Raw genomic sequence first — 17519 nt, 5'->3', positions numbered from 1 at the left:
TGCGCCGGGGTCGGCGCCGGCTGATCTAGGGTAGTTCGGCAAGTGCACGCGAACGGCAGACGGCATGCGCGCGGACGCGACGGACGATGGAGGACGACAGTGCCAGATCGAGATCCCGACGCCATCAAGGAAGACATCGATCGGGCTCGTGACCAGTTGGCCATCACCGTGGATACGCTCGCCGAGCGCGCTAATCCGCGACGAATCGCCGACGACGTGAAGTCCAGTGTGATCGTCTTCGTCAAGAAGCCCGCGGTGGCCGTGTCGCTGGCGGGGCTGGGCGCCGTCGTCGTAGTGCTTCTCGTCCGCAAGCTCAGGAACTGATCAGGCCAACCGTCAGTGGCGGCGCCAGTGCCGTAGCCAATCTGAGAACGAGAAGCCGGGTGGATTCGCGCTGCGCCCGAGTCGGCTGCAACTGCGGATGGCCGCTGGTCCTGTGCCGTCGGCCGCCGGCGCAGCAACAAAGGTTCCGGCGGCGGGGGAAGGCCCCTCTGACATGTCCATGGCATTGAACGCGAACATCAGCTAAGCCTCCCTTCCGCTCCTCGAGACGTGCGCCAGGCAGCTGCTCCAGCCTCCAGCTAACAGGAGGCTAACACATGATTCTGCTTATTCGCAGCTTGAACCTATGTGCTGGGGATACTCGATATCCCCCCGTTACCTAGCCCGGTTTCGTCTTGTGGATAGTTGCGTCACCAGGTCGGGGTGTGTAGCACATATTGTCGTTGATTCTTCAAATTCCGAGGAGCTGAGCTGCGCCGGCCCGGCTGGCAACCGCTGGCCGATGGCAAGATCGCGGCGGGCGTCCCCGTGGGCCGCAAAATGAGCCTATTGGCGTATCCGCGGACAGCCGATCCGATTCCCGCGTTTGCCAGTCTGTTCTCAGGTAGGTTCATGAGCGCTCGCGCTAGCAACGCTCCGAAAGGCCACGATGCGAAAGGCTTTCCGTCCGTATGCGACGGTCGCCGTTGCGCTGATGGCAGTGAGCGTCATCGCTGTCGCTCCGGTGATCGCCACGCCGCCGGATGTGAAGGTCGCCAATCCAGACTTGGCGCTGTCGGTCAGCCCGCTCGACGAATTCGTCCACGCCCTTCAGGAAGCCCTCGACAACGTGCAGACGGCGATCGGGCGGGCGCTCGTGGGCCAGACGTCTCCGTTGAGCGCCGCGCAGGTGGTCGACACCGTGCCCGGCGATACCGGTGGCAGCCTCAAGCTCGTCCACGACGTCGACGATCTCCAGGCACTGCGAGGGTTCCGTGGCGCGAACATGCCGGCGATCCTCGACAAGGCGACCGACACCATTCGGACCGCGACCAACAGTGTTCATCAGCCCAAAGACGGTCGAGGCGAACCTGGCACGCATATACAACAAGCTCGGCATCCGATGCGGGCCGAACTCGGCGGGCGCATCGGACAGATTGAGGCTGAGTCATAGGGAAACACCCGATTCCTCAGCGTTCGTAACCGATTAGCGTTCATTCGATGGCTGATCCGGTGCCCTGCTACCTCGTCGAGTGGTACCACTCCGCAGCGACGGAGGAGTCGCTCGATGACACCGCAGCGCGCCTGAGCGACTCGGCGGTCTTGATGTCCACACAGGGTTCACCGGTCCAGTTGCTCAACCTGCTCGTCGTACCCACCGATGAGGTGCTCTTTGCGGTCTTCACCGCCGACTCGGCCACGACCGTCGCGCAGACGTGTGACCGCGCCGGCATTCCCGCACAGCGGGTCACCACCGCCACTGAAGTCGACCTGCTTCATCGATGAACGAGATGTCGACGGTGGCGCTGTACAGGTTCGCTGAGTCGCGAGCCGGACCGGGAAGAGAAGGTGGTGCGCCGTCAGGGTTTCGAACCCCGGACCCGCTGATTAAGAGAACGCGGCCCAGTTAACCGCTGACCTGCGGCGTTCCCTGGCAGACGATGCGGCGACCCTTTGAGCGCCTGGCTGCGGGTGGATTAGGGGCCGTGCCCAGCCGTTGAACCGTTATGTCTGCCTGGCCTCGTCTGCATTTCGGTCGACGACGCCGGCCGTGAGCACGACCACTTCGGCATCTACTACGACGATCTAGCGCGGATCGACTGTGAGTGGAAATTCACCGCCGGTTTTTCGTGTCCTTCTACATCCGAGCCGGATCGGTGTCAGGCGACGTGCTGACGCCACGCGCAACGCTACTGAAACCACCCGATTGAGAAGGTCTGCAGTATCGCCGTCGCAGCGGCCAGCAGGATGCCAAGCACGGCCGGTGCGGTTTTAACGACGCCGTCGCGAGCGCGCAAGTGATACGCCACCGCGCCGACCGACAACAAGGCCAGCCCGATCGCGGCCGCGATGCCGATCGGCGCCCACGCCAGTCCCACCGAAACACCCACCACGCCCGCCGCCTCGAGCAGGCCGATCACCCGCCACAGCGTCGGTGACACTCCGAGATGGTCGCGAATCGCGAGCGATTGCGGCGCCCCCAGCAGTTTGATCGAGCTGGAGAACGCGAACAGGATCGCCAGCACGACCGTTACGATCACGGTGGCAATCACCGTCCCAGCGTACGGGTGCAGCCGCGGGCGGGATGGTTTTACTCGTTCTTGACCGGGTATTGAATACGGCCCCCGACGATGGTTGACGTGACTACGCTTCCTACGGTGGAGCTGGGGGTTTTGGGACCTCTCCAGGTCCGGAAGAACGGCACGCCCGTCGTGATCCCGGGCGCTAAGCCGCGCGCGATCCTGACCATGCTCGGCCTGCACGACGGGTCAGTCGTCTCCGCCGACACCCTGGTCGAACTGCTCTGGGGCGACGATCCGCCCCGAACCGCGGACAAGGCGCTGCAAACCCACATCTCGTCGCTGCGCCGCACGCTCGGTGACGGCGTCGTCCTGACGGAGGGCTCGGGGTGGAGCCTGGCCGCCGCGGATATCGACGCGGCGCGGTACACGCTGACCGCGCGGATGGGACGTGATGCGGCCGCCGCCGGCGACACCGGTCAAGCGGTTGCGCGCTTCGAGCAGGCGCTGGCGCTGTGGCGCGGTGTTCCAGAACTGCCCGACACTCAGCGGGGTGCGTCCGAGAAGACGCGCTGGGTCGAAGGTCACGCGGCGCTGGTGGAGGACCGGGCCGACGCGCTGCTGGCCACCGGACGCGCGGCAGAGATCATCGGCGAGCTCGAAGGAGCAGTCGCCGAGGCGCCGCTACGCGAAAGGCGTTGGGGGCAGCTGATGCTCGCGCTGTACCGCGCGGGAAGGCAAGGGGAGGCCCTCGGCGCGTTCCAACGGGCGCGGTCGCTGCTCGTCGATCAGCTCGGCGTCGACCCGAGTCCCGAACTGCGCCGGCTCGAAACCGCGATCGTTGCCCAAGATTCCTCGCTGGATACCCCTGTGGCACAACACCTTCCGGCAATCACACGCGCGGTGACGTTCTTCCTCACCGACATCGAGGGCTCGACCGCCGCATGGGAGGCAGACGCCAACGCAATGGCCGTCGCGCTCGCGCGTCATGACGAGCTCGTCGAACAGGTTGTCACGTCCCGCGGCGGACGGCTCATCAAGACTCGCGGCGAGGGCGATGCCACGTTCTCTGTCTTCGACCGTCCGTCGGCGGCCGCGGCGGCTGCCATCGAGCTGCAAGACGCGATCGCCCATGAGCCGTGGGCATCACGCGATCCGATGCGGATTCGCGTGGCACTGCATACCGGGGAGGCGGAGGTTCGCGACGGCGACTATTTCGGTCGCGCGGTCAACCGCGCTGCGCGGCTGCGGTCGCTGGCCGCCGGTGGGCAGATCCTGTGCTCGGGCGCCACCGCCGAACTCGTCATCGACTCGCTGCCCGAAGACGTGATGCTCCTCGATTTGGGGATGCGACAGCTGAAAAACCTTGCGCGCCCGGAACATGTGTTCGAACTCCGGCTCGACACCGCTGAGGCAACTGCTGACGAACCGACGAGCGGGCCGTCCTTGGAACGACCGCCCCTGCCGACGGTGCTGGCGGGCCCTGGGCCGTTCGTCGGGCGGCGTGCCGAGCTCGAGCGGCTGTTGTCGGCGTGGCACAGCTCGCTCGCCGGCGCCACGCAAGCCGTGCTGATTGCCGGCGAGCCGGGGGTGGGCAAGACACGTCTGGCGGGGGAATGGGCCCAACATGCCTATGAGCAAGGCGCCGTGGTGCTTTACGGCCGCTGCGACGAGGACCTCGGCGCGCCATATCAGCCATTCGCCGAAGCATTGCGGTCCCTTGTGCCGTGCCTCGGCGCCAACCGACTGCGCGGGCTGCGGGGTGTCGAATCACTGCTTGCCCTGGTTCCCGGGCTGACCGATGTGCTGCCGGACCTGGCCACGACAACGCGCGCCGACCCTGACACCGAGCGCTACGCACTGTTCGACGCCGTCGTCGCGCTGCTCGAAATATCTTCTGCCAGTGCGCCGATCGTGCTAATCCTGGATGACTTGCACTGGGCGGCCAAACCGACACTGCTGCTGTTGCGCCATCTCCTGCGCTTCGGCGAGCACGCTCGGGTGCAAATCGTGGGCACATACCGCAGCACCGACCTCGACCGCTCGCATCCATTGGCGGCGATGCTGGCCGACCTTCACCGCGACGGCAGCATCAACCGCATCACCCTCGGCGGGCTCGATGAAGAAGACGTGACCGCGTATGTGGCCGAGGCAGGCTACGACGACGAAGAACTGGCCCGGGCACTGGCATCGGTGACGGGCGGTAACCCGTTCTTCCTCATCGAGGCTTTGCGTCACGTCGATGAAAGCGGCGGCCGATGGGACCCCAGCACCTTGCCGCAAGGTGTGCGGGAAGCGGTGAGCCGCAGGCTTTCTCGGCTACCCGCGGAGACGAACAAGGCGCTCGCCGCGGCCGCGGTCGTCGGCAGCCGGTTCGCGCTCGAGCTTGTCGAGCAGGTGGTCGAACAGGACCTCATCGATGCGTTCGACGAGGCGCGCAAGGCAGGCATCGTCATCGAAGAGCCCGGCGGCTACTACCGGTTCAATCACGCACTGGTCCGCCAGTCACTACTCGCCGAGCTCGCTTCCGTGCGACGCATGCGGCTGCACCAGCGCATCGCCACCACGCTTGAGAACTCGTCCGGCACCGACGATGAACTGCTTGCCGAGCTCGCGTACCACTACTTCGAATGTGCATGGGCTGGCAACGCGGCCAAGGCTGTCGAGTATTGCCGCCGCGCGGCGGACCAGGCGATGGCCAGACTGGGATACGAGGGCGCCGCGGAGCTTTACGACCGGGCACTGCATGCGTTGGAGGAGATCGACGAAGAGCTGCCGGACCGCGACGATCAGACCGCAGAGCTACTGATCGCGCGTTGTGAAGCGCTATTGGCTGCGGGCGACGTGGCCTCGGCGGTTGGTGCGGTGTCTCAGCTGCAACAAGCCGCACCCGATTCGCCGCGACTTGCGGCGTGGGCGACGTGCTTCGACGGTCAGCTGTCGATGCTGATTCATCCCGAGCGACTGGACGAGGTCGAGGTTGCGGTGGGTGCGGCCGCTGACAAACTGGCCGGGCTCGACGATGCGGCCGGGGAAGCCTTGGCGCACACCGTCCGGGCGGGGTGTCTCGCGCGGCTCGGGCGAGTCGGTGACTGCGAAATCGCGTTGGACAACGCGCTGACCGCCGCACGGCGCGCACGCGAGCACCGCAGGGTGAACGCGGTGCTGGCCGGCGCTCCACTTGCCGCGCTGTGGGGCCCCAATCCGGTGCCGCGGGCCGGCGGGCGCTGCCTGGACGTGGTGCGGCTGCTGCGCATCACGACGGATTCGCCTGCGGTCGAGGCGACGTCGACACGATGCCAGGCCGTGCTCGAAGCGTTTCGCGGGCGGGCGGCGGCGGCTCAACGGATGATCGGCTCGGCCCGGCGCACGGTCACTGAACTCGGCCTGCGGCACGCTCTGCTCGAGGTCGAGCAGTTCGCCGGCATCGTCGAGTTGGTCGGCGACAATCCTGCAGCGGCAGAGCCACATTTGCGCCAGGCGTACAAGGGTTTTCGTCGGATGGGACTGGACGCGGACACCGCGGAGACCGCCGCCCTGTTGGCACGGGCTTGCCTGATGCTGGAGCGCGTTGCCGAGGCCGACGAATTGTGTTCGGAGAGCGAGCGTCTCGCTGGCCACGCATTGAAGCCGTTGATCGCATGGCGCACGGTTCGTGCGCAGCTGCTGGCCCGTCAAGGCGAGCACGACGAAGCTCGGCGGATCGCGGAGGCGGCGGTGGGATTGGCCGAGCGCACCGACCTCCTGGTGGATCACGGCGACGCATGCCTGGCGCTGGCCACCGTCTTGGGTGCGGCGGGAGACCTCCGAGGCGCCCGCGTCGCCGCCGAGCGCGCGGTGACGCTCTACGAGACGAAAGGCGCTGCAGCCCTTGCCGATAAGGCGCGTCAGCTTCTTGGGGCAGCCCCGCCCGCAGCGCCTGCCGTACCGGAAACGACGGGGCCTGAACCAGAGAGCAAGTGCGTGCATGCGATCCGTCGGTTGGATGCGGCCGTCGCGCGGGGTGCTTGGGATGACGCCGAGCGGCAGCTTGCACCTGAGGTCTCCGTCGAGGTCCGCAGAAAGGTTGTCGGAGTTCCTCGCGTCGTCATGTCGGCACACGACTGGGTCGGGGAGGTACGACACCTAGCCGAGGCCGGCGTGGTACGGCACAAGAACCGAGTGCTCGCGGTGCGAGGCGAGCGACTGGCGTTGACCCGTTCTGAGATGGGCACCGAAGACCAGAGTCCTGGGGCAGCGCAGGTCGAGGTGCTCCGACTTTTTGGACTCGATACGGAGGGACGGGTCGCGTCACATGTGACGTTCGACGTCGAGGACATGCAGTCTGCTCTCGCCGAATTAGAAGCGACGCAAGCCCGCTTCGAGGCTCAGCGTTCACAAACGCTACTCGGGAACGCGTGCGTGCGAGCAGTCAACCAGATGGTCGATGCTTGCGATCGGGAATCGTGGGGCGAGGTTGAAAACCTGTTCGCAAGCGACGTCGTCGTTGAGAGTCACCGAAAGCTCGCTCGCTGGACACCGGTGGACCTCTCGCCACAAAACTGGCCGCAGCAGGTAAGGCGTGTGCGCGAGATGGGCGCACTCCGGCATCGTCAGAGGATCGTCGCCGTACGCGGCGAGCGACTGGCTCTCGTTGAGTTGGAGGTCGGCACAGAGGATCTGGACTCAGGCGCGCCGCGCGACAAATTGCTTGAGCTCTACGGTCTCAACGAAGCAGGCCAAATCGCGCTGCATGTCTTCTTCGATGTCGAAGACAAGGACGCCGCGATTGCCGAACTCGAGGCCATCCATACTCGTTTCGCAGCAGAACATGAACGCGAACCGCACGAAAATGCTTGCGTCAGGGCGCTTCGTCGCTTCGATGCCGCCGTCCTCAGCGGTAACTGGACCGAGGTCGTCAGCTTGTTCGCGCCGGACTTCGCCGTCGAAAACCGTCGCAAGATCGTTGGCTTCCCGCTTCAACGGTTCGAGCCAGACCGAGTAGCAGCCTTGGCCGAACGATATCGCGCCGAGGGCGCGATCCTGGATAGTCGCGTTGTTTTGGCCACACGAGGTGAGCGGCTCGCTCTCACCCGAGCGGTGGTGGGATCTGTAAGCGGTCGCCCGGATGCACCACGAGATGAACTGCTACATCTAGTCCAACTCGACGAAAGCGGACTGATCGCATTCCAAATCTGGTTCGGCGTCGACGATCTCGATGCCGCGATGGCCGAACTTGACCGTCTGCATGCCCGAATTGATGCCCGGTCGACTCGCGCGCCTCTGGAGAACGGCGCGTCCCGGGTCGACGAGCAGTCGACTGCTCTGGCGCGCGACCAGCGGTGGGACGAGTTCGGCGCGTTGCTCGCCGACGACATTCGCGTTCAGGACCGGCGTCGAGGATTCCGCAGTGAGGGTAGTGGTCGAGCCGCGGTGCTCAGGGAGGCCCGAGCGATCGCCGAACTCGGAGCTAGGAAGGTCAAGGCACAGGTTGTTGCAATCCGTGGCGAGCGTCTCGCCCTTGTCCGTCTCGTCTTCTCCGGCGCAGACGAGACGTATCAAACCGAACTGCTGCGTCTCGTGGAAGTCGACGTCGAAAACCGAATCGCGGCGCACGTCGTATTCGACAGCGACGACATGGATTCGGCCGTAACGGAACTCGATGCGCGGTATGTCGCCGGAGAAGCGGCCGCATACGCCGCCACTTGGACGGTGATCCTGGACGGCCATGCGGCGCTCAACCGCCGCGAAGTGCCGCCGGTCGCTTCGGATTGCGTAACCGTCGACCATCGGGCCGGTGCCGCATTTGCGCCCGGTGAGCTTGTCGACTATGTACGCGCGGGAATTGAGCTAGGCCAAGATGTTCGCACATATATCGAAGCGGTGCACCGGCTGACTGAACTCGGAGCGGTCTATACCCACGTCGGCCACGGCACCTCAGAACAGGGATTCGACGCGGAGTGGAGAGGTGTCGACCTTGTGACGGTCGACGGTGACTTGGTCAGTCGCTGCGAGATTTTCGACGAGGCAGACCTCGATGCCGCTCTCGCGAAGTTCGACGGGCTCAACCGACCGACACTGCGGCTGGAAAACACCGCGAGTCAGGTGGATCAATGCTTCTGGAGCTGTTTCCCCGCCCATGACTGGGACGCTATGGCAACGATGTTGAGCGCGGATTTCTCGCTGGACGATCGTCGCCAAGCCGTGAACGCCGGCGTTCGACAGGGCCGGGACGCCGAAATCGAGAACCTGAAGGTTATCGCCGATCTGCTGGATGACGGGACGCTGACGTCGACCACTATCGCGACCCGCGGCAAGCGCCTCGCTCTTCGTCGTCTTCGCTTCCAAGGCCCCGAGGCAACGGTCACGGAGCTCATCGGTGTCGTCGAGATTGATGCCGACAACCAACTTTCAGTTCATATCACATTCGACCCCGACGACATCGACGCAGCGTTCGCCGAACTCGAAGCGCGCTACCTAGCGGGCGAGGCGGCACCGTACACGCACATCTGGCAGATCGGGATGGCCACGCTCGACGAACTCAACCGTCACGAGCCAGGCCCAATGATTGCCCGGCTTGCCTATAGCGATCATCGGCGAGTTCCGTTCGCATCAGGGGACTTCGAGAGAGGCGTCACAGAGCTCTGGGCGCTCGTACCGGATGCTCGTTATCGGACCACCGCGGTACATGCGCTTGATGAACACGGCGCCGTCGTCGACTTCGTCATCGAAGGCACTGACGTGCACGGGAACGAATTGCAATGGACGCGGGTGCTTCTCCTTTCGGTCCGGGGCGGCGAACCGCGCCTGGACGTGTATGAAGACGACGACCTCGACTCCGCGCTAGCGCATTTCGCGGAACTGCACCGACCGGTGCCGCAGCTGGAAAATGCGACGAGCCGGGTTGTCGAGCGCTACATGGCGCATTTCGGTACGCGCGAGTGGGACGCTATGGCGGAGCTTCTGGCGGAAGACGTCTGGACCCACGACCGTCGTCGCGTGGTGAACAGTGGCGTCAGAAGCGGCCGTGATGCCGAACTAGCGAATGTGCGGGCGATCGCCGAGATCGGCTGCACCAATATCACTTCCACACCGATTGCGACGCGCGGTGACCGACTCATGCTCGCACGTCATACGTTTACCCTTCGCGACTGGAACGAGCCGTTCGACAGCGAATTGATCGACGTCGTCGAGACCAATGCCCTCGGCCAGCTTGTTAGGCAGGTCGCGTTTGACGCACATGACCTCGAGGCCGCGTTGGCCGAACTCGAAGCTCGGTACCTCGCCGGTGAGGGCGCACCTCACTCTCGGACGTGGTCAGTGGTTTCGAAGGGGTATAAAGCGTTCAGCCGGCGCGAGCTGCCGCCGATGACGCCCGACTGCGTGAGCATCGACCATCGCCGAGGGATAGCGTTTGCACCGGGAGAGTGGGTCCAGTACACCCGCGCCGGGTGGGAAGTCGGCCACGATATCCGAATCTATCCCGAGGCCATACACCGACTGAACGACGACGGCGCTGTAGTTACCCATGTGGGCCATGGAAATTCGCCACAGGGATTCGACGCCGAGTGGCGAGGAGTTTTCCTGGTGACGGTCAGTGGCGACCTCATCAACCGCTTCGAGCTCTTTGAGGAAGCGGACCTGGCAACTGCGACCGCGAAGTTCGATCAACTCAGCCAACCTGCCCAGCGGCTGGAAAACTCAGCCAGCCGGGTGCTGAAACGGTGGACAAATCATTTTCTTGCCCGTGACTGGGACGCCATGTCGAAGATGCTGGCCGACGACTATCGGGCTGACGATCATCGCCGAGTGATTAACAGCGGCGTCCGAAGCGGTCGTGCTGCTGAAATCGCTAACATGCAAGCAATCGCCGAAGTGGGGTGCGCGAGGATTACGTCGACCCCCATTGCGGTTCGTGGCGAACGACTCGTTCTTTCTCGCGACAACTTCACCGTTCCCGATGAGGCTGTCGCGAACGAGTTGGTCGATGTTGTCGAGATCGGTTCCGACGACCGGATTGTCGCCATCGTCTCATACGACGTCGACGACATCGACGCTGCCTTTGCCGAGCTGGATCGTCGGTATCTCGCTGGCGAAGCCGCACCGCACGCGCGCTTGTGGTCGGTCATGACTCGCGCTTACGAAGTGCTGAACAATCGTGGATTGCCTGCGACAACGCCGAATTGGGTGAATATCGATCACCGCCGGTCGGCGGCGTTCGCGCCTGGTGAGCTGACCGCGTACATCTCGGCTGCATGGACCGACCTCGAACAGCATGTCGATGTCCGCATCGAAGCCGTACACCGGCTGAGTGACGCCGGCGCGGTGCTGACGCAGGTGTTGAAGGGGACAACGGAAGAGGGCTTCACCGCGGAGTGGCGCACGATCATGCTGTACACGGTCGACGGTGACTTGATTAGCCGCTGCGAACTTTTTGAAGAGACGGACCTCGATACCGCGGTAGCACAGTTCGAACAACTCAGCCACCCGGCGCCGCGGCTAGCTAACAGCGCGAGCAGAGTGTATGAGCAGTTCATGGCTTCATTCGCGGCCCGCGACTGGAACGCCATAGCGCAGTCGGTGGTCGATAACGTTTGCACGGACGACCGTCGCCGAGTCGTGAACTCCGGCGCCGTCCGTGGCAGAGATGCCGCTATCGAGAATTTGCAGGCGCTGGCTGAACTTGGCGTGACGAACATGACGACTGAAGTGATCGCAACGCGCGGCGAGCGGCTTGCTCTGTGCCGTGTCGGCGCTAGCGCGTACGAAACGGAAGTGCTCAACGTCGTCGAGGTCGATGCAGACCAGCGGATCATCGCGGTCGTTGGACTCGACGCGGGTGACATCGACGCCGCGTTCGAAGAACTAGATCGTCGATACCTCGCCGGCGAGGCGGCTCCGCACGCAGAGACATGGTCACTTGTCATGGAAGGCCACGCTGCGTTCAACCGCCGGGAGCTTCCCTCGATCGCGCCAGAAATACTTGACCACCGACCGCTTGTCACCGTTGATTCTGGTGATCCGACTGCGACCATCCGCGACATGTGGGGCTTCACGCCGGACCTCAAGCTCTACATCGAGGCCGTGCACGAATTGACCAGTCGCGGAGCAGTATTCACGCAAGTGTCTCACGGCACGTCGCAGGCGGGGTTCGGCGCTGAGTGGCGAATCGTCGAACTCGTAACGGTCGACGGTGACCACGTCAGCCGCGGCGAACTGTTCGAAGAAGCCGACCTCGTCACCGCGCTCGCAAGGTTCAAGGAACTCAGTCCCGCCACACCACGTTTGGATAATGCAGCTATTCGGGTCACGCAACTCATTCTCGAGCGATTCGCCGCCCGAGAATGGGACGCCATGGCGGCAATGGTGGCTGTCGACGTCATCAATGACGACCGGCGGCGTCTGCTGAATGCCGATGTACAGGTCGGCCGCGACCTCTTCATCGAAAACTACCGCGCAGCAGCTGATCTCGGCGTGACGCAGGTTTCGGTTGCCATAGCGACGCGCGGTGATCGCCTCGTCCTGAACCGCGCCCGATTCGTGCGCAGCGATGGTGACCCAGAGGAATTCGGCCTCGAGCTGCTGCACGTCATTGAGATCGACAACGACAATCGGGTCTCCCCGGCGATCACCTTCGATCCCGACGACATCGACGCCGCCTTCGACGAACTCGAAGCCCGGTATCTCGCGGGCGAGGCTGCGGCTAACGCGCGCACGTGGTCGGTCATCACGCAGACCTACGACTCGTTCAACCGGCATGAGCCATATCCGACCGCCCCGAACTGGGTCAACGTTGATCACCGGCGGCTCGCTAAATCGCAGATCCAAACAGATGATCTGGCGGCGTACCTGCGCGCCGTGTGGGACGTCACACCGAACGTGCGCATCTACATCGAAATGGTGCACCGCCTCACCCACTTGGGAGCAGTCGTGTCCCATGCGGTGGCCGGCACATCGACAGCGGGCTTCGACGCCGAACGGCGACACATTGAGGTGCTGACGGTGACCGGCGATCTGATTGATCGCTGCGAATTGTTTGACGATGACGACCTCGCTACCGCGCTCGCGAGATTCGAAGAATTACACGAACAGACGCGGCGACTGGAGAACACGGCAAGCCGGGTATGTGAGCGGGTTCTGACGTGCGCCGCGGCGCGCGACTGGGACGCCATGGCTGACTATCTGGCCGCAGACTATTCCTCTGACGATCGCCGCCGCGTCGCGAATGCCGGTGTCCGACAAGGGCGCGATGCCGAGCTCGAGAATTTTCGGAATGCCACCGATCTCCTCACACCTGGCGTACCCGTCGTCATTGCCACTCGTGGCGAACGCCTGGCCCTCAGTCGTATCCCGTCGTCGGCATCCGACAGTGAGCCCTTCGGGATGGAAATGCTGTGTGTCGTCGAGACCAACGCCAACGCGCGGATCGTGGGGACTGTCGTTTTCCACCTCGACGACGTCGACGCTGCTTTCGCGGAACTCGACGCACGCTACCTCGCCGGCGAAGCAGCGACACACGCGCGCACGTGGTCGCTCGTCATGGATGGTTACGCGAAGCTCAATCGTCGTGAACTTCCCGCGACGACGCACGATTGGGTCGACGTCGACCATCGACGGCTGGTGTCCGTCGAGGGCGGCTCCCTCGGTCCCTCTATTCGCGCAGTGTGGAACCTAACGCCCGAAGCCACGATCTATGTCGAGGCTGTGCACAACCTAAGTCGTCTCGGCGCCGTCGTGACGCATGCCGTACAGGCAACTTCCGAGACCGGTTTCGACGCCGAATGGCGCGAAGTCAGCCTTCTCACCTTTCAAGACGGCCTCATCAGCCGCTGCGAGATGTTCGATGAGACGGACCTCGACGCCGCGCTCGCGAGATTCGACGAACTGCAACCGCTTACGCGACGAGTGGAAAACGGGGCAAGCGAAACGTGGGAGAAATTCCAAACGCACTTCGCGGCCCGCGATTGGGACACGTTATCGGAGATGCTCGCCGACGACATATTCAACAGTGATCGTCGTCGTGTCGTGAACGCAGGCACCCGAGAAGGTCGAGACGCCACGCTCGCGAGCATGCGGTCGTACCCCGAGGGCACCCGTGTCGAATCCGCGGTCGTCGCGACCCGTGGCACCAATCTCGTCCTCACCCGTGAGCGGTACTACGCGCTGTACCAAGAGGCCGAGGAATTCTTGGCTGAGGTGCTCGGAATCATTGAAATCGACGTCCATCAGCGGATTGCTGGTCGCGTTGCGTTCGACTTCGACGACCTCGACGCCGCCTTCGAGGAACTCGATGCGCGATTCCTCGCCGGCGAGGCAGCGCCATACGCACACATGTGGTCACTCGTGTGCGGGTGCTGTGACGCACTCAATCGCCACGAAATTCCCCCGACGACACCGAACTGGGCCAGCATGGATCATCGGCGGGGGATCACCTTTGCGCCGAATGAGTTGGGACAGTACATCCGTGCGACGTTTGAAATCGCGCCCGACATCAAGGTGCGTGTTGCAGCGGTGCATCGGCTCACCGATCGCGGTTCAGTGATCACGCACATGGCATATGGGAGTTCGCAAGAGGGATTCAGCGGCGAATGGCGCGAGACATTTATCCTCATGTTCGACGGGGAGTTGCTCAGCTGCTGCGAGAGATTCGGCGAAGAAGACGTCGACGCCGCGCTTGCGCGCTTTGAGGAACTTGATCGGCCGACGCCGCGGCTGGAGAACGCCGCGAGCCGAGTAGATTTGCGCTTCCAGGAGTCCTTCACGGCCCGCGATTGGGGGACGATGGGGGAGTTACTTGGCGAAGACATTTGTGCCGACGATCGCCGGCGGGTAGTCAGCGCCGGGGTCCGACGCGGTCGAGAGGCCAAGCTCGCCGACATGCGGGCGACCGCCGACCTCGGAACCAAGAGCGGGACCTCAACTGTGATCGCCATTCGCGGAAAACGCCTCGCCCTGGCCCGGATTTGCCTCTCGGGACGAGACCGACGGCCCGACGCATTCCACACCGAAATGCTCGGTATCACGGAGATTAATGCCGACAACCGGATGGCGGCCCGCATCCTTTTCGACCCTGACGATGTTGACGCTGCGTTCGAAGAACTCGACGCTCGCTACCTCTCCGGCGAAGCAGCCGCGTACGCGAACGCATGGTCGCTGACCGCGCGGGCCATCGCCGCATTCAATAGACACGAACTGCCCGAGTTCAGGCCGAACTGGGTGAACATCGATCATCGGCGAGCGAGAGGGTTCGCGCCCGGTGACCATGCTGCATACATACATGCCACGTGGGACCTCGCACCGGACGTCAATGTCTACATTGAGGCCTTGCATCGGCTCAGCGCCGTGGGAGCGCTCTTCACGTATGTGCTTAGGGGGTCTTCGCAAGGCGGGTTCAATGCCGAATGGCGAGAGATCGGACTAGTGACTGTCGAAGGGCAACTGATCAACCGCTTCGAACTCTTCGACGAGTCAGACCTCGACGCCGCACTCGCGCGTTTCGACGAGCTGCAGCCGCAACAGCCGCGGCTGCAGAATGCGGCAAGCCAAGTAAACGATCGCTATCTCAAACGACAGACGGCTCGTGACTGGGACGCCGCGGCGAAGATCCTGGCCGACGACTATTACACCGACGATCGCCGTCGTATGGTCGGCGGCGGGATTCATGGCCGCGATACCGAGATCGCCAACGGGCGGGCGGCAACCGCGCTAGGTGTCACCGACGCGACCTCGGATGCCATCGCGGTCCGTGGGGAGCGCCTCATGCTCACCCGTGTCCGCTATTGGGGCCGTGACCAACGGCAAGAGCTGTTGACAGCCATTCTCGCCGTTATCGAACTCAAAGCAGACGACCGGATCGCGGCTGCGATCGTATTTGATCCCGATGACGTCGACGCCGCCTTTGAGGAACTCGAAAGTCGGTACCGCGCAGGCGGAGCAGCAGCGCAGACGCATACGTGGGCGGTGCTTGCCGGAGCTTATGCAGCGCTCAACCGACATGAACTGCCTTCGACGACTCGAGACTGGGCGACTGTCGACCGCCGACGACTTGGCGTAATGAATGAGGGCGATACAGCTGCATTTATGCGCACCTGGTGGGATCAAGCCCCAGACATAAAGATCTTCATCCAAGCCGTACACCGGCTGAACAACCTTGGAGCAGTCATCACCACCGCGGCGCACGGGACAACCCAGGATGGCCTCGCTGCGGAGTGGAGAGATGTCGCCATCCTGATGGTCCAGGGTGACCAGCTCAGCCGCTGCGAACTTTTCGATGAAGCCGACCTCGACACCGCGCTGGCGCGGTTCGACGAGCTCAATCACCAAGTGCAGCAGCCCGACAACACCGCGATCCGCGCGTGGGCACGTGTCGTTGATGCAATCAACCGGCGAAACGTGGATGCCTTTCTTGCCGAAGCGGCGCCGAACGCGCGATATGAAGACCGTCGAAAGTTGTTGCGCAATGAGGGCCTTGCAGAGCCTGAGGTCGTGCGCGGTGTGTTCGACATGGCCGCGGGCTGGCGACTGGAGACAGAACCGGTTGCCGTCCGCGGTGACCACCTCTCTTTGACACGCGAGACGTACAGGGATACGAGCGACCCCGAGCACCCGATCACGTTGGAGAATCTGACGCTTTATGAGATCTGCGACGACAACATCGGACGCTACATGGTGCTGTTCGAACCTGATGACATCAACGGCGCGTTCGCCGAGTTGACATCACGCTGGATCGCGTCCGGCGAGGTAACCCATCCCGAGCCGGTTCAGTCGGTGCAGCGGGTGACGGAGGCCGTGAACCGTCATGACTGGGACGCGTACTCGTCGCTGACCTCCGGTGCCGCCTACCTCAGTCACCGGCAGCTGTCGAGCTCCAACATCCTCACGGCGGCCGATCAAGTGTCCTCAATGCAGGCGATGGTTTCGCTCGTACCGAACCTGTGGATTGAACAGACCGACATTCTTGCGCAATCGGCAAGGGGATTGGTGAGCCAGGCAATGCTGAGGGGGACAACAACCGACGGCTCCAACGTCGAGGTTCCGGTGGTTCAAATAAGCCTCTTCGACCGCGGGCACTGCACCCGTATGGAGGCTTTCGACCCGGACCAACGCGACGCCGCCCTTGCCAGATTCGATGAACTCAATCATCAAGTGCCACAGCTGGAAAACGCCGCGATTCGCGCCTGGGCGCGGGTCGTTGATGCGATCAATCGCCGCCACATCGACGACTTCCTAGCACAAGCTGCACCAGGCGCTCGTTTTGAGGACCGACGAAGAGGACTGCGTGACGAGCAATTTGCGCGACCAGAGGCCGTGCGCGCGCTCTTCGAAATGACGAAGGGTTGGCACTTAACTACGGAGCCCGTCGCCATCCGCGGGTCTCGACTTGCGCTGATTAGGAACACCTGGCGCGACACGAGTGATCCCGAGCGAGCGGTCACCATGGAGTTGTTGGCGTTTTATGAGGTCGGCGACAACAGCATCGGCAGCTACATGGTGCTGTTCGATCCTGAAGACATCAACGGCGCGTTCGCCGAGCTGACGTCACGTTGGATCGCGTCGGAAGAGGTCGAGCATCCAGGCGTCATCGAAGCGGCTACCCGTCACGCCGAGGCCGTCAACCGGCATGACTGGCAGGCATACGATGAAGCCACCCGCGACGCCACATACGTCAATCACCGACAGTTGCCGGCCGGCGGGAACTCGATAGCCGATCACAGGGCGTCGACCCGCATGATGGCGACACTCATTCCCGACATCCGCTTCGAATTCGCCGAGGTCCTCGCGGCAACACCCTTGGGCGTACTAGGCCATATCGCCATGAAGGGCACATCGGCTGAGGGTGCCGCAGTCGAGATTGGCGTCCTCAACCTCCTGCTCTTAGACGGCGACCGCATTACCCGCATCGAAACCTTTGACGAGGACCAACGCGACGAGGCACTCGCCCGCTTCCGAGATCTCAACGGCACCTAACCCCGGCCAATAGAACCGGCCAACGCGCCGTTTGCTGTGGCGGGTCACTTCCGGTCGCGTGGAGGACCGGTG

At 63.5% G+C, this 17519-nt stretch carries 5 protein-coding genes; 4 read left to right on the top strand and 1 reads right to left on the bottom strand.

Features of this window, described 5'->3' with window-relative positions; genetic code table 11:
• Positions 1 to 99 precede the first annotated feature (99 nt).
• From A5651_RS24520 to A5651_RS24510, 3 genes are all read left to right on the top strand, one after another.
• A complete protein-coding gene (locus A5651_RS24520; RefSeq protein WP_066987449.1) occupies positions 100 to 324 on the top strand; it encodes a DUF3618 domain-containing protein in 225 nt (74 codons plus the stop codon).
• A 607-nt stretch (positions 325 to 931) separates the two neighbouring features.
• Complete coding sequence (locus A5651_RS24515; RefSeq protein ID WP_066987446.1) at positions 932 to 1435, top strand: hypothetical protein; 504 nt, start codon at positions 932 to 934, stop codon at positions 1433 to 1435.
• A gap of 47 nt (positions 1436 to 1482) precedes the next feature.
• A complete protein-coding gene (locus A5651_RS24510) occupies positions 1483 to 1767 on the top strand; it encodes a hypothetical protein (protein ID WP_066987442.1) in 285 nt (94 codons plus the stop codon).
• Between the two features lie 404 nt (positions 1768 to 2171).
• Here the strand turns inward: A5651_RS24510 and A5651_RS24505 are convergent, their stop codons facing one another.
• Positions 2172 to 2534 carry a DoxX family protein gene (locus A5651_RS24505; RefSeq protein ID WP_066987439.1) on the bottom strand — a complete coding sequence of 121 codons (363 nt, stop codon included), beginning with the start codon at positions 2532 to 2534 and terminating at the stop codon, positions 2172 to 2174.
• A 105-nt stretch (positions 2535 to 2639) separates the two neighbouring features.
• Here A5651_RS24505 and A5651_RS24500 point away from each other — a divergent pair, with 105 nt between their 5' ends.
• Positions 2640 to 17447, top strand: a complete 14808-nt coding sequence (locus tag A5651_RS24500; protein WP_066987436.1) for a BTAD domain-containing putative transcriptional regulator — start codon at positions 2640 to 2642, stop codon at positions 17445 to 17447.
• Positions 17448 to 17519 lie beyond the last annotated feature (72 nt).

It is taken from the genome of Mycobacterium sp. 1274761.0, assembly GCF_001668615.1.
GTDB lineage: Bacteria > Actinomycetota > Actinomycetes > Mycobacteriales > Mycobacteriaceae > Mycobacterium.
The sequence above is the reverse complement of the archived record's forward strand: the minus strand, read 5'-3'. Positions and strand labels throughout refer to the sequence as shown.

Bases quoted from the DNA above. Each gene is read 5' to 3' on its own strand.
- A5651_RS24515 (WP_066987446.1), top strand. From the start codon at position 932: ATGCGAAAGGCTTTCCGTCCGTATGCGACGGTCGCCGTTGCGCTGATG.
- A5651_RS24510 (WP_066987442.1), top strand. From the start codon at position 1,483: ATGGCTGATCCGGTGCCCTGCTACCTCGTCGAGTGGTACCACTCCGCA.